The sequence below is a fragment of the Ruegeria sp. CG3 genome (assembly GCF_056537205.1).
This window is the reverse complement of the sequence record NZ_JBQFRC010000002.1, coordinates 307,020-320,885: the sequence shown is the minus strand read 5'-3', so window position 1 is coordinate 320,885 and position 13,866 is coordinate 307,020. Positions and strand designations below refer to the sequence as shown.

At 63.7% G+C, this 13,866-nt stretch carries 13 protein-coding genes; 10 read left to right on the top strand and 3 right to left on the bottom strand.

Going from position 1 to position 13,866, the window contains the following annotated elements; genetic code table 11:
• Positions 1–148 precede the first annotated feature (148 nt).
• The 6 genes from ACR0NB_RS12155 to ACR0NB_RS12130 are packed head-to-tail and all read left to right on the top strand — an operon-like array spanning position 149 to position 7,636.
• Entirely contained in the window at positions 149–1,636 is a 1,488-nt protein-coding gene (locus ACR0NB_RS12155; RefSeq protein WP_480775815.1) for an ABC transporter substrate-binding protein, read from the top strand.
• A 54-nt stretch (positions 1,637–1,690) separates the two neighbouring features.
• The gene (locus tag ACR0NB_RS12150) at positions 1,691–2,752 is read left to right on the top strand and encodes a ligand-gated ion channel (RefSeq protein WP_480775814.1); all 1,062 of its coding nucleotides are present in this window, start codon (positions 1,691–1,693) and stop codon (positions 2,750–2,752) included.
• Between the two features lie 49 nt (positions 2,753–2,801).
• On the top strand, positions 2,802–3,749 hold the full coding sequence (locus ACR0NB_RS12145) for an ABC transporter permease (RefSeq protein ID WP_093964078.1): 948 nt from the start codon (positions 2,802–2,804) through the stop codon (positions 3,747–3,749).
• A complete protein-coding gene (locus ACR0NB_RS12140) occupies positions 3,746–4,561 on the top strand; it encodes an ABC transporter permease (RefSeq protein WP_480775813.1) in 816 nt (271 codons plus the stop codon). The genes ACR0NB_RS12145 and ACR0NB_RS12140 overlap by 4 nt, the downstream gene beginning before the upstream one ends.
• Entirely contained in the window at positions 4,558–6,156 is a 1,599-nt protein-coding gene (locus tag ACR0NB_RS12135) for an ABC transporter ATP-binding protein (RefSeq protein WP_480775812.1), read from the top strand. The genes ACR0NB_RS12140 and ACR0NB_RS12135 overlap by 4 nt, the downstream gene beginning before the upstream one ends.
• A gap of 34 nt (positions 6,157–6,190) precedes the next feature.
• Positions 6,191–7,636 carry an aldehyde dehydrogenase family protein gene (locus tag ACR0NB_RS12130; RefSeq protein ID WP_480775811.1) on the top strand — a complete coding sequence of 482 codons (1,446 nt, stop codon included), beginning with the start codon at positions 6,191–6,193 and terminating at the stop codon, positions 7,634–7,636.
• A 6-nt stretch (positions 7,637–7,642) separates the two neighbouring features.
• On the opposite strand, the gene pncB is transcribed toward ACR0NB_RS12130, so the two are convergent.
• The gene (gene pncB / locus ACR0NB_RS12125; RefSeq protein WP_480775810.1) at positions 7,643–8,935 is read right to left on the bottom strand and encodes a nicotinate phosphoribosyltransferase; all 1,293 of its coding nucleotides are present in this window, start codon (positions 8,933–8,935) and stop codon (positions 7,643–7,645) included.
• 166 nt (positions 8,936–9,101) lie between these two features.
• Here pncB and ACR0NB_RS12120 point away from each other — a divergent pair, with 166 nt between their 5' ends.
• A complete protein-coding gene (locus ACR0NB_RS12120) occupies positions 9,102–9,635 on the top strand; it encodes a hypothetical protein (protein ID WP_480775809.1) in 534 nt (177 codons plus the stop codon).
• Positions 9,636–9,639: 4 nt separating this feature from the next.
• Here the strand turns inward: ACR0NB_RS12120 and pncA are convergent, their stop codons facing one another.
• Positions 9,640–10,233: a bifunctional nicotinamidase/pyrazinamidase gene (gene pncA, locus ACR0NB_RS12115; protein ID WP_480775808.1), complete on the bottom strand. Its 594-nt coding sequence runs from the start codon at positions 10,231–10,233 to the stop codon at positions 9,640–9,642.
• A gap of 96 nt (positions 10,234–10,329) precedes the next feature.
• On the opposite strand from pncA, the gene trhO reads away from it, so the two are divergent.
• Together trhO and ACR0NB_RS12105 are read left to right on the top strand one after the other, a co-directional pair.
• A complete protein-coding gene (gene trhO, locus ACR0NB_RS12110; protein WP_480775807.1) occupies positions 10,330–11,235 on the top strand; it encodes an oxygen-dependent tRNA uridine(34) hydroxylase TrhO in 906 nt (301 codons plus the stop codon).
• 80 nt (positions 11,236–11,315) lie between these two features.
• A complete protein-coding gene (locus ACR0NB_RS12105) occupies positions 11,316–11,834 on the top strand; it encodes a potassium channel family protein (RefSeq protein ID WP_170364636.1) in 519 nt (172 codons plus the stop codon).
• Positions 11,835–11,853: 19 nt separating this feature from the next.
• Here ACR0NB_RS12105 and ACR0NB_RS12100 read toward each other — a convergent pair whose 3' ends face one another.
• Positions 11,854–12,183, bottom strand: a complete 330-nt coding sequence (locus tag ACR0NB_RS12100; protein ID WP_170364639.1) for a hypothetical protein — start codon at positions 12,181–12,183, stop codon at positions 11,854–11,856.
• Positions 12,184–12,369: 186 nt separating this feature from the next.
• On the opposite strand from ACR0NB_RS12100, the gene betB reads away from it, so the two are divergent.
• Positions 12,370–13,824 carry a betaine-aldehyde dehydrogenase gene (gene betB, locus ACR0NB_RS12095; RefSeq protein WP_480775806.1) on the top strand — a complete coding sequence of 485 codons (1,455 nt, stop codon included), beginning with the start codon at positions 12,370–12,372 and terminating at the stop codon, positions 13,822–13,824.
• Positions 13,825–13,866 lie beyond the last annotated feature (42 nt).

Below are 13,866 nucleotides of genomic sequence, written 5' to 3'. Positions count from 1 at the left end.
TTGCAGCGCGGCATAGCAGATCGGCAGGGGCCAGAGAAACCCCGGTTGCGCGAACATTTCCTTGAATGACCCAAGGTTTGCAGGGACATTGTTACCGTCAGGGCCGCGTCAGCCGCCGCCCATCCGCACATTCTGGGAGGGAATTTACATGACCAAGCCGTTCTTTCGTACCTTTGCCGGCGTCATGGCGCTGGGCGTGGGGCTGCTCGCCTCGCAGGCCATGGCCCGGTCGGACATCACCATCGCCATGCAGCTGGAGCCGCCGCATCTGGACCCGACCAGCGCCGCCGCGCAAGCCATCGATTCGGTCGTCTACACCAACGTGTTCGAAGGGCTGACCCGGTTCATGGGCGATGGCTCGGTTGTGCCCGGGCTGGCCGAAAGCTGGGAGATCTCCGAGGACGGAAAGGTCTATACCTTCACGCTGCACGATGGCGTCACCTTTCACGATGGCACCACGATGGATGCCGAGGACGTGAAGTTCAGCCTCGACCGTGCCACCGCCGAGGACAGCGCCAATGCGCAGAAGGCCCTGTTCGCCGGGATCGAAAGCGTCGAGGTCGTGGACCCGCTGACCGTCAGAATCACTTTGGCGGAACCCAACGGCAACTTCCTGTTCAACCTGGCCTGGGGCGACGCGGTGATCGTGGCGCCCGAAAGCATTGAGGGCATCAAGACCAACCCGGTGGGCACCGGCGCCTACAAGTTCGCCGAATGGGTCCAGGGCGACCGCATCACCTTGGAGCGCAACCCCGATTACTGGGGCGATCAACCCGCGCTGGAGAAGGCCACGTTCAAGTTCATCTCGGACCCCACCGCCGCCTTTGCCGCGATGATGGCCGAGGACGTGGACGTGTTCGACAATTTCCCCGCGCCCGAGAACCTGCCGCAATTCGAGGCCGACCCTCGGTTCCAGGTGCTTGTCGGTTCGACCGAGGGCGAGACCATTCTGGCGACCAACAACAAGACCCCGCCCTTTGACGACGTGCGGGTGCGGCAGGCGCTGGCCCATGCGATCGACCGTCAGGCCATCATCGACGGCGCGATGTTCGGTTATGGCACTCCGATCGGCACGCATTTTGCTCCGCACAACCCGGCCTATGTCGATCTGACCGGAAATTCGGCACATGACCCGGACAAGGCCCGGGCACTGCTGGCCGAGGCCGGTTTTGCAGACGGGTTCGAAACCACGTTGCATCTGCCGCCGCCCTCCTACGCCCGCCGTGGGGGCGAGATCGTGGCCGCGCAGCTGGCCGAGGTCGGCATCAAGGCCGAGATCATCAACGTGGAATGGGCGCAGTGGTTGGAAACCGTGTTCAAGGGCAAGGATTTCGCCCTGACCATCGTCAGCCATACCGAGCCGATGGACATCGGCATCTATGCCCGGCCGGATTACTACTTCCAATATGACAACCCGGACTTCCAGACCCTGATGGCGACGCTGAACGCGACCACCGACCCCGACGAACGCACCCGCCTAATGGGCGAGGCGCAGCGCATGATCGCCGAAGATTACGTCAACGCCTATCTGTTCCAGCTGGCCAAGCTGGGCGTGGCCACGGCCGGCGTTCAGGGCCTGTGGGAAAACGCGCCCACGGCGGCCATTGACCTGACCGCGATCAGCTGGGCGGAATGAGCCCTGCGGGTCCGCCCTGCGGGCCCGTTTCCCCCAATTTAGGGTCTTTTTCAGATGACACGTTGCCTGGTTTCGGTGTTTTTCTTCATGGCCGCCCTGGCCCTGTCTGGGCCCTCGGGCGCGCAAGGGTTGTTTCAGGATGGCCACAGCGCGCTGTTGGGCACCCCGGAAAACCCGGTCGAGGTCGGCGTCGGCATCAGGATCGATCAGATCACCTCGGTCGATCAGAAGGCCGAGAACTATGGCGCTGTGGTCGTGCTGCGGTTTGAATGGAGCGATCCGGCCCTGGCGTTCGATCCGGATGAACTGGGCCGCGATTTCCGCGTATTCGATCCGCCGGCCTTCGTGCGCCATGCGGCCGCCCGGGATGCGGTGGTTCCGGCCTTCGTCATCCACAACCAGCAATCCAACCGCTGGGTGCACGAATCCGCGGCCGCTCTGCGCCATGATGGGCATGTGACGTTTGTCGAGAAATCCTCGCTGACGCTGCAGGCGCCGCATTTCAACTTCCTCAGGTTCCCCTTCGACACGCAGGAGTTCCACTTCGAGGTCGTCTCGGTCTTTCCGTCCGACTTCGTGCACTACTACGCGCTGGACCAGTTCTCGGGGCTGGGCGACACGCTGGGCGAAGAGGAGTGGATTCTGGGCAACGCCCGTATGCTGGCCTCGACCACGACGGGCCTGTCGGGCAATGAAAGCGATCAGGTGTCGCTGGTCTTCGAGGGCAAGCGCCACCTGACCTACTATGTCATCCGGGTGTTCCTGCCCATGCTGGTGCTGGTTCTGGTCGGCTGGGCGCTGTTCTTTCTGGACGAATACCGCAAGCGGATCGACATCGCCGGGGCCAACCTGCTGGTCTTTGTCGCCTTCAACTGGGCGATCTCGGCCGATCTGCCCAAGTTGGGCTATCTGACCTTTCTGGATTTCATCCTGCAATGCATGTTCCTGATGACCGGGGCGCTGGTGGTGTTCAACGTTATGCTGCGGCGGCTCAAGGTCTCGGGGCGCGAGGACACGGCGCGCAAGCTGGACAACTACGCGATCAAGTGGATCTATCCGCTGGGCTATGCCGCGATCGTGGGCTATGCGGTCTGGGCGTTTCTGATGCAGTCCTGACGCGCTGTGCCGCTGGACCGGCGGCCAATCCCGGCCTAACGTGGCGGCAATGCTCCGATATGCGCTCAAACGTCTGATTTCGCTGGCACTCAGCCTGGCTATCGCTTCGGTGGTCATCTTCGCGGTGATCGAGGTGGCGCCGGGGGATCCGGCCTCGTTCATGCTGGGGGTGAACGCCCAGCCCGAAACGCTGGCCGCCCTGCGCGCCGAGCTGGGCTTGGACGTGTCACGGCCGCAGCGCTACCTGAACTGGGTCAGCGGCATGCTGGCCGGAGATTTCGGCACCTCGTATACCTATCGCACGCCTGTGGCGCAGATGGTGGCCGACCGGCTGTGGGTGTCGTTGCCGCTGGCGCTCTATGCGCTGACACTGTCGACGCTGATCGCCTTTCCGGTCGGCATCTATGCGGCCGCGCGCCGGGGGAAACCGGGCGATCTGGCGGTGATGGGGGCCACGCAGTTGGGCATCGCGGTGCCGAACTTCTGGTTCGCGATGATGCTGGTGCTGATCTTCGCGATCAATCTACGCTGGTTCAACGCGGGCGGGTTCGCGGGGTGGGACAACGGCCTGTGGGCCGGGCTGCACTCGCTGACGCTGCCGGCCATCGCGCTGGCCCTGCCGCAGGCGGCGATTCTGTCGCGGGTCATGCGCTCGGCGCTGCTGGACATTCTGGGTGAGGATTTCATGCGCACCGCCCGCGCCAAGGGGCTGTCGCGCCGCCAGGCGCTGTGGCGGCACGGGGTGCGCAATGCGCTTATCCCAGTGCTGACGATCATCGGGCTGCAGTTCTCGTTTCTGCTGGCCGGGTCGATCATCATCGAGCAGGTCTTCTACCTGCCCGGGCTGGGGCGGCTGGTGTTTCAGGCGATCTCGGCGCGGGACCTGATCGTTGTGGAGTCGGTGGTGATGCTGCTGGTCTTTGCGGTCATCACGGTGAACTTCCTGGTCGATCTGGCCTATGCCGCGGTCGATCCCCGGTTGCGGAGCCGCACATGAGCCGCGCGCTGATCCTTGGGGCGGGGCTGACCTCGGTGGTGGTGCTGATGGCCCTGCTGTCCTTCGTCTGGACACCCTATGATCACGCCGCGCTGAACATCCCAGACAAGCTGCAGCCGCCCAACGCACAGCACTGGTTCGGTACCGATCATTTCGGGCGCGACATGTTCTCGATGATCATGGTGGGTGCGCGTACCTCGATCGCGGTGGCGCTGGTGGCGGTGGGCATTGGCATGGGGTTCGGCGTGCCATTGGGCCTGACGGCCGCGGCGCGCAAGGGGTCTTGGCTGGATGAGCTGATCATGCGCGGCAACGATCTGGTCTTTGCCTTCCCTTCGCTGGTGATTGCTATCCTGATCACCGCCGTCTTCGGCCCCGGTGCGGTGAACGCGATCATCGCCATCGGCATCTTCAACATCCCCGTCTTCGCCCGCATCACCCGCGGCGCGGCGCTGTCCCTGTGGGAGCGCGAGTTCATCCTGGCGGCCCGTGTCGCGGGCAAGGGCGCGGCGCGGATTTCGGCCGAGCACATCCTGCCCAACGTCGCCAACCTGCTGATCGTGCAGGGCACCATCCAGTTCAGCCTCGGCATTCTGGCCGAGGCGGGCCTCAGTTATGTCGGTCTGGGCGCGCAACCGCCCACGCCAAGCTGGGGCCGGATGCTGGCGGATGCGCAGACGATGGTCAGTTTTGCCCCTCATTTGGCTCTGATTCCGGGGCTGGCGATCATCGTGACGGTGCTGGGGCTGAACCTGCTGGGCGACGGGTTGCGCGATTGGTTGGACCCTCGAATCCGGGTGGCCCGCGCGTGAGCCTGCTGGAAATCCATAACCTGTCGCTGTCGATCCACGGGGTCCCCGTTCTGGACCAGGTCAGCCTGTCCATCGACCCCGGTCAGATCGTGGCCGTCACCGGTGAGAGTGGCTCGGGCAAGTCGATGACGGCGCTGGCGGTGATGCAGTTGCTGCCCGCAGGGGCCGTGGCCAGCGGCTCGGTCCGCCTTGACGGGCACGAGGTTCTGAACAGCCCCGAGGACGAGATGTGCCGCCTGCGCGGCGCGGCCGTCGGGATGGTGTTTCAGGAGCCGATGACGGCGCTCAACCCGGTGAAGACCATCGGTGATCAGGTGATGGAGACCATCCTGATCCACAAGGCCATGCCCGCCGACGCCGCCCGCGCGCGCGCCCAAGAGGTTCTGACCCGCGTCGGCCTTCCGCCTGATCGCTTTCCCCTGTCGCGCTATCCGCACGAACTGTCGGGCGGGCAGCGGCAGCGGGTGGTGATCGCCATGGCCATCGCCCTGCGCCCCAGGCTGCTGATCGCTGACGAGCCGACAACCGCGCTGGACGTGACCACGCAGGCGCAGATCCTCGACCTGCTGCGGGGGCTGGTCACCGAATACGGCATGGGCCTGCTGATGATCACCCACGATCTGGCGGTGGTGGCCGACATGGCCGACCGGATCGTGGTGATGCAGAAGGGGCGGGTGGTCGAAACCGGGGCCACCGACCACCTGCTGCGCCACATGCAGCATCCCTATACGCGGATGCTGTTTCAGGCCTCGGGCCGCCGGGTCGCATTGCCTGCGCCGCCCGCGCCCGCGCCGTTGCTCGAGGTCCGCAACGTGGTGCGCGACTATCGCCTGCCGCGTGCGCGGCTGTTCGAAAAGCCCGGCCATCATCGCGTCGTGGACAATGTGAGTTTCACGCTGAATCGGGGCGAACGCCTTGGGCTTGTGGGCGAGTCCGGTTGCGGAAAATCGACTCTAACGCGGGCCATTTTAGGGCTCGAGGAGGTGCAGGGCGGGCAGATCCTGCTGGACGGCCAGCCGGTGTTCACCGGGCACAAACCCAATCTGGCGGTGCGTCGTAAAATGCAGGTGGTGTTCCAGGACCCGTTCGGCAGCTTCAACCCCCGCCACCGTGTCGCCCGCCTGATCACCGAGCCTTTTCACCTGCTGGGAACGCCGCCCACCGGGTCCGAACGGCAGCATCGGATCGCCGAGATGCTGACCGCCGTAGGCCTCTCGCCGGACGATGCGGGGAAATACATCCACGAATTCTCGGGCGGGCAGCGCCAGCGCATCGCCATCGCCCGCGCCCTGATCATCCGGCCCGAGCTGATCCTGTTCGACGAAGCCGTCTCGGCACTCGACGTGTCCGTGCGGGCGCAGATCCTCGACCTGCTGGCCGAGCTGTGTGCGGCCTATGACCTGACCTACCTGTTCATCAGCCATGACCTGAGCGTGGTGCGCACCATCACCGACCGGGTGATGGTGATGCAAGCAGGCCGGATCGTCGAGCAGGGCGAGACCGAGCGCGTGTTCGCGGACCCGCAGCACCCCTATACGCAATCCCTGATCCAAGCCGTGCCGAAATTGCCCGAGATCGGGCAGGGCGCAGCATGAAATCCCATTGTTAGAGCCTATTTTGGAGGCAGATATGCTAAATCCCATCTGGTTTGACCCCACCCTGTGCCTGATCGGCGGCGATTGGGTCGCAACCGACGACACGCTTGATCTGACCAACCCGTCCGACGGCACGCCGCTGTGCCGGATTGCGCGCGGTGGGGCGCCGCAGATCGATGCCGCCGTGCAGGCCGCGCAGGCGGCGCTGGACGGTGATTGGGGCAGGACGACCGCGCTGGAGCGGGGCCGCATCCTGACCCGGCTGGGGCAGTTGGTGCGGGACAGGACCGAAGAGCTTGCGCTGCTCGAAGCGTTGGACGTTGGCAAACCGCTGACCCAGGCGCGCGCCGACGCACTGGCGCTGGCGCGGTATTGCGAATTCTACGGCGGTGCGGCGGACAAGGTGATGGGTCAGACCATCCCCTATCTGGACGGCTACACCGTCTATACCCTGCGCGAGCCGCATGGCGTGACCGGCCATATCGTGCCGTGGAACTACCCGATGCAGATCATCGGCCGCTCGGTCGGGGCGGCGCTGGCCATGGGCAATGCCTGCGTTCTGAAACCGGCCGAAGAGGCCTGTCTGACAGCACTGGCCTTTGCCCATCTGGCCACCGAGGCCGGCCTGCCGCCGGGGGCGCTGAACGTGGTGTCCGGCATCGGGTCCGAGGCGGGCGCGGCCCTGTCGGCGCATCCGAGTGTGCATCATATCTCGTTCACCGGGTCCGTGGCGACGGGTGCGCTGGTGCAGCAGGCGGCCGGGGCCAACGTGGTGCCGGTGACGCTGGAACTGGGCGGGAAATCTCCGCAACTGGTGTTCGATGATGCCGATCTGGAGGCCGCGTTGCCGTTTCTGGTGAATGCGGGCATCCAGAACGCGGGTCAGACCTGCTCGGCCGGGTCGCGCGTTCTTGTGCAGCGCGGGGTCTATGCCGAGGTCAAGGCGCGCATGGCCGCTGCCTATGCCGACCTGACCGTCGGCCCCGCGACCGAGGATCTGCGAGTCGGACCGCTGATCTCGGACCGGCAGAAGCGGATCGTGACCGGCTTTCTGGCGCAGGGGGCCGATCTTGAGATCGCAGCACAGGGCCGGATCGTGGATCACGCGCCGCCGGGCGGGGCCTATGTGCGCCCGACGCTGTTTGGTGACGTGCCGCCCGATCATCCGCTGGCGCAGCAGGAAATCTTTGGCCCGGTCCAGGTTCTGATCCCCTTCGACACCGAGGAGCAGGCCATTCAAATCGCCAACGACACCGATTACGGGCTGGTGGCCGGTGTCTGGACGCGGGACGGCGCGCGGCAGATGCGGCTGGCCAAACGGCTGCGCGCTGGGCAGGTGTTCATCAACAATTACGGCGCGGGCGGCGGGGTCGAACTGCCGTTCGGCGGGGTCGGAAAATCGGGCCATGGCCGCGAAAAGGGGTTTGAGGCGCTGTATGGGTTTTCCCAGTTGAAAACCGTGGCCGCCCATCATGGCTGAGCCGGGCTAGACGATCACTTCGATCGCTTCTTGGTCCCCCACGCCAAAGACACGCTTGTAGCGCTCGATCTCGTCTTTCGGCCCCATCGCCTTTTCGGGGTTGTCCGAAAGTTTCACCGTCGGACGCCCATTGGCCGAGACCGCCTTGCACACCAGCGAGAACGGCGCCAGCGCATCCCCCGGCACCAGCCCGCGGAAATCGTTGGTCAGCAACGTGCCCCACCCGAACGAGACCTTCACCCGGCCCGCGAATTGGCCATGCAATTCGCGGATCTTGTCCACGTCGAGCCCGTCCGAGAAAATGATCCGCTTCTGGCTGGGATCCTCGCCGCGCGATTTCCACCAGTCGATGGCGATCTCGGCGCCCTTGGCCGGATCGCCGCTGTCGATGCGGATGCCGGTCCATCCGGCCAGCCAGTCGGGCGCGCGGTCCAGAAACCCCTTGGTGCCATAGGTGTCGGGCAGGATGATCCGCAGGTTGCCGTCATGTTCGTCATGCCAGTCGCTCAGCACGTCATAGGGCGCGCGGGCCAGTTCTTCGTCGGTTTCGGCCAGCGCCGAATAGACCATCGGCAGTTCATGTGCATTGGTGCCGATCGCCTCGACCTCGCGCCGCATGGCGATCAGGCAGTTCGACGTGCCGGTAAACGCCGGGCCCAGCCCTTCGATCATCGCCTGCACGCACCAGTCCTGCCACAGGAAGGAATGCCGCCGCCGGGTGCCGAAATCGGCGATGCCGAGGCCCTCGATCGCGCGCAGCTTTTCGATCTTTTCCCAGACGCGGGTCATGGCGCGGGCATAGAGAACCTGCAACTCGAACCGACGCATGTCATTCAGAACCGCGCGTGAGCGCAGCTCCATCAGCACCGCCAGGGCCGGGATCTCCCACAGCATGACCTCGTGCCATTTGCCCTCGAATGTCAGCTCGTACTGGTCGCCGCGGCGCTCCAGGTGATAGGGCGGCAGGCGCAACCCCTCGAACCATTCCATGAAATCGGGGCGGAACATCTGGCGTTTGCCGTAGAATGTATTGCCTCGCAGCCAGGTGCTTTCACCCCGGCTGAGGCTGAGCGAGCGGATGTGATCCAGCTGTTCGCGCAACTCGCCCTCGTCGACCAGCTTGGCCAGTGGAACGTGATTCGACCGGTTGATCAAGGAAAACTCGACCGTTGTTTGAGGTCGGTTTCGAAACACTGACTGGCACATCAGCAGTTTGTAGAAGTCTGTGTCGATCAAAGACCGGACAATCGGGTCGATCTTCCATTTGTGATTGTAGACACGGGTCGCGATGTCGACCATGGGGAACTCCTGCCATTTCCGTTGTTAGATCAATCGGGGCGGTGAATGGCAAGAGTCGCGGATTTGGTAACAATGCCAAGGACAGGCCATAATGCGGGCATAATGTCTGTTCTTTTCGCGGTCTAGTTAAACGGTGGGATGGTACGAGAAGGTAGTAGTTGGTTGAATGGTTCTGGCTTACGACTTTGATATTGTAACGATTGCAAAAGATGGGGGCGATTGCGGTTCGTCGGCTAAGACCGAGCCGAAAACCGCAACGGTCTGTGCGCGTTTTCGCGACGTGAAGACGGCCGATGCTCTGAGGGGGGCGTCACCGAAGCTGCGTCAGGTGTTCGTGGATGCCGGGTTCATTCTGGACAGCCACGGCAGTGGTGAATCGCGTGGTTTCTATCCGCCCGAAGACGCCGCGGCCCGCGAAAAGATCCTGCGCCAGCTGTTTGCAAATATTCGGGCCACGGGATTGCGCGGCCAGTATTGCGGTGAATTCGATCTGCGCGACTTTCTGCGCCATGTTCGCAGCGCGCAGCCTGGGATCGGCATCAAACGCCGCGATCCGGTGCGCCGTCCGCAGCCGGCCACACCTGCGCCCGCAAAACCTGACCGAAGAACCGTGCCCGGGCGCATTGGCTTCGCCCTTGGCCTTGCGGTGATCGTGTTCGTACTGCTGAAATACCTGGCTGCGGCCGGAGCGACGCCCTGAACCGCTAGGCCAGCGTAACACCCGCGTCGCGCATGGCCTGTTCCGCCGCTGCGAGCGATCCATCCAGATCGATTGCGCGGCAAACGTCGGTTCTGACGGTCACGTCAAAGCCCAACCGGGCCGCATCCACTGCCGAATAATGCACGCAGAAATCGGTCGCCAGGCCCACCAGCGTCAACCGGTCGATCTCGCGCGTGCGCAGATAGCCTTCCAGCCCGGTGGCCGTGGTGTGGTCGTTTTCGAAGAAGGCCGAATAGCTGTCGATCGCGCTGCGGAAGCCCTTACGCAGGATCAGGTCGGCATCGGTGCGCAGGTCGGGGCGGAATTCGGCGCCGGGCGTGCCCTGAACGCAATGGTCGGGCCACAGGACCTGCGGGCCATAGGGCATCTCGACCAGATCATAAGGTGCTTTGCCCGGATGGGATGACGCGAACGAGGAATGACCCGCCGGGTGCCAGTCCTGCGTCAGGATCACCGCATCGAAATCGGGCATCATGGCATTGATCGGGGCGACGATCTCATCCCCGTTGGGAACCGCCAGCGCACCGCCGGGGCAGAAGTCGTTCTGGACATCGATCACGATCAGGGCATGGGTCATGGCGGCCTCCTTTGCGTGTCCTATCGGTAGGGGGGCGGGCAGGGGTCGTCAATGCGGTGTCTTGCGTTGCGGGGGGCCGCGCATTAGATCGCGGCCATGTACACGATCGCCGCACTGTATCACTTCACCCGTTTTGCCGACCCGAACGCCCTGCGCGCGCCGCTGTTGGAGCTGTGCCGCGCGCAGTCGGTCAAGGGCACGCTTCTGCTGGCGCATGAGGGCATCAACGGCACCATCGCCGGCCCACGCGCCGGGATCGACGCGGTGCTGGCGCATATCCGGGCGCTGCCGGGCTGTGCCGATCTGGAATGGAAAGAGGCCACCGCCAGCCAGCCGCCCTTTGGCAAGATGAAGGTACGCCTGAAGAAAGAAATCGTGACCATGGGCCAACCGGATGTCGATCCGCGCGCCCGCACCGGCCACTATGTCGAGCCGCAGGATTGGAACGATCTGATCCGCTCGGATGATGTGGTGGTGATCGACACGCGCAACGACTATGAGGTGTCGATCGGCACGTTCGACGGGGCAATCGACCCTAAAACGGCCAGTTTCCGCGATTTTCCTACCTGGTGGGAGCAGAACAAGGACCGGTTCCACAACAAGCGCGTCGCCATGTTCTGCACAGGCGGCATCCGCTGCGAGAAATCAACCAACTATCTGCTGGGGCAGGGGGTCGAGGATGTCTATCACCTGAAGGGCGGCATCCTGCGCTATCTCGAGGAGGTCCCGCCCGAGGACAGCGCCTGGAAGGGTGAATGCTTCGTGTTCGACAACCGTGTCTCCGTAGGGCACGGGTTGGTCGAGGGACCGCACCAGCTGTGTCATGGCTGCCGCCGCCCGATCCTGCCCCAGGACATGAAGCGCCCCGAATACGAGCATGGCGTGTCCTGCCACCAATGCATCCACGAAACGTCCGAGGCCGACAAGGCCCGGTTCCGCGAACGGCAGAAACAGATCTCGCTGGCAAGGGCGCGGGGCGAAGAGCATATCGGCGGCCAATAGCTTCGAATCCCGCAAAAAAGCTTGCGATGATGCGCCCGGCGTTAAAAAATGGCCGGTACCCGTGCTTGGGAGGGGGGACGATGGCGCATGATCCAACCACATTGCAGGATTGGAAGCCCACGCTGATCGCAGCGATGGGCCTTGTCATGCTCAGTGCGCTGGCTTGGTACATCCTTTCACACCTGACCGAATCCGCCGCCGGCGACACGATCGGAGCCGCAGCCACCATCGGGCTGGCGATTTGGCTGTTCTCGCAAACCTGGTACTACATTGCGCTTGTGCGCTCGCCCAAGCGGCAGTTGCTGCTAATGGGGATTTCCTTCATCCAGGTCGTGCCGTTCCTGTTCGCTGCAGTCTACGGGTCATACGGGTACTACGATCTGTGCGTTGAAGGCGCCCGCGGTCCGGCGGATGTCCTGTATTTCTCGTATGTTACCTTCACGACGGTTGGTTTTGGTGACTTGCGGCCAGTTGGCGTGTGCCGCGCCCTTGCCGTGGCTGAGGCGATTACCGGCTATATTCTACTGGGCCTGTTCGTGGCAGCGGCCGTAGGGCTGTATGGTCGGTCGCATCGCCATCGCCATGACAAAGACGCCTGAGCCCGCCGGCCCCATTTCTTCACTTGTTCTGATCAATCCATCGCGACATCGCGCGTTTGTCGCGGAAGCACTCGCTGGGGATCGGGCGGCGTTTGGTGCGCGAGATCCGCTCGGCAAAGGCCACCTGTTTGCCCGTCGGGTAGTCGGCAAAAGGGGAGGGATCGTGCGGCTTGTGCGCCGAGATCCAATCGGACATGGATCGCCGGTCGCGCTGCGCCTCGACCGGAATCTCCAACGCGGACTGCTGGGCGATCGCGCGCGCATAGCGCATCTGACGGTCCGTGACGGGCAGAATGTGGTAGTCGTTGGTCGGCCCCATCGGGGTGGTTTTGCGCAATGACTGTTCCATCGGGTGATCCTCCGATCATGTAGAACAGAAATGGAACATTAACCATTTTTTTCAAGAGGCCCCCTTTTTTTGTTGGCAAGAATTCGCCCAAAGCAGTGCTTTATTGACTGATCAATCAATAATCATTACCTGCGGATGAAACCGACCGGCACCGGTTCCCCGGGGCCCGAGTAAAAAGGATCCGCGATGAAAATTCAGCCCAAGGCCAGCCACTTTATTGATGGCGAATATGTCGAAGACACCGCAGGCACCCCGATCGACGTGATCTATCCGGCCACGGGCGAGGTCATCGCCCGCCTGCACTCGGCCACGCCGCAGATCATCGAACAGGCTCTAACCAGCGCAAAACGGGCACAAAAGGCCTGGGCAGCGATGACCGGAACCGAACGCGGCCGCGTCCTGCGCCGCGCCGCCGACATCATGCGCGAGCGCAACCGCGAGCTGTCGATCCTCGAAACCCATGACACCGGCAAGCCGTTGCAGGAAACGTTGGTGGCCGATGCGACCTCGGGCGCGGATGCGTTGGAATATTTCGGCGGGCTGGCCGGGTCCCTGACCGGTGAGCACATCCCGCTGGGTGGCGGCGATTTCGTTTATACCATCCGCGAGGCGCTGGGCGTCTGCGTCGGCATCGGCGCGTGGAACTACCCCACCCAGATCGCCTGCTGGAAGGGCGCCCCGGCGCTGGCCTGTGGCAATGCGATGGTGTTCAAACCCTCGGAAACCACGCCCCTGTCGGCGTTGAAAGTGGCCGAGATCCTGATCGAGGCCGGCGCGCCCAAGGGCATCTACAACGTGGTTCAGGGCTATGGCGACGTGGGCGCCGCGCTGGTCACCGACCCGCGCGTGGCCAAGGTGTCGCTGACCGGCTCGGTGCCCACGGGCCGCAAGGTCTATGCCGCCGCGGCCGAGGGCATGAAACACGTCACGATGGAATTGGGTGGCAAGTCGCCCCTGATCGTGTTCGACGACGCCGACATCGAAAACGCCGTCTCGGGCGCGATCCTGGGCAATTTCTACTCATCCGGTCAGGTCTGTTCCAACGGCACGCGGGTCTTTGTGCAGAAGGGCATCAAAGAGGCCTTCCTGGCCCGTCTGACCGAACGCCTTGCCAACGTGAAGATCGGCGACCCGATGGATGAGGCCGTGAATTTCGGCCCGATGGTCAGCGAAAACCAGATGAACATCGTTCTGGGCTATATCGAAAAGGGCAAGACCGAGGGCGCACGGCTGGTCCATGGTGGCGCGCGGCTGGATCTTCCGGGCTTCTACATTCAGCCCACTGTCTTTGCCGACGTGACCGACGACATGACCATCGCCCGCGAGGAGATCTTCGGCCCCGTCATGTCGGTGCTGGATTTCGAAACCGAAGACGAGGTGATGGCCCGTGCCAACGCCACCGAGTTCGGCCTGGCCGCCGGCGTGTTCACCAACGACCTGACCCGCGCCCATCGCGTGGTGGCCGGGTTCGAGGCAGGCACCTGCTACATCAACACCTACAACCTGGCCCCTGTCGAGGCCCCGTTCGGCGGGTCGAAAATGTCAGGCGTCGGGCGCGAGAATTCGAAGCTGGCGATCAACCACTATTCGGAAATGAAAACCGTCTATGTCTCGATGAACGACGTCGAGGCACCCTACTAGACGTTCCCAAATCGGGATTCCGGTCCAACTTGCCCTGTTCCC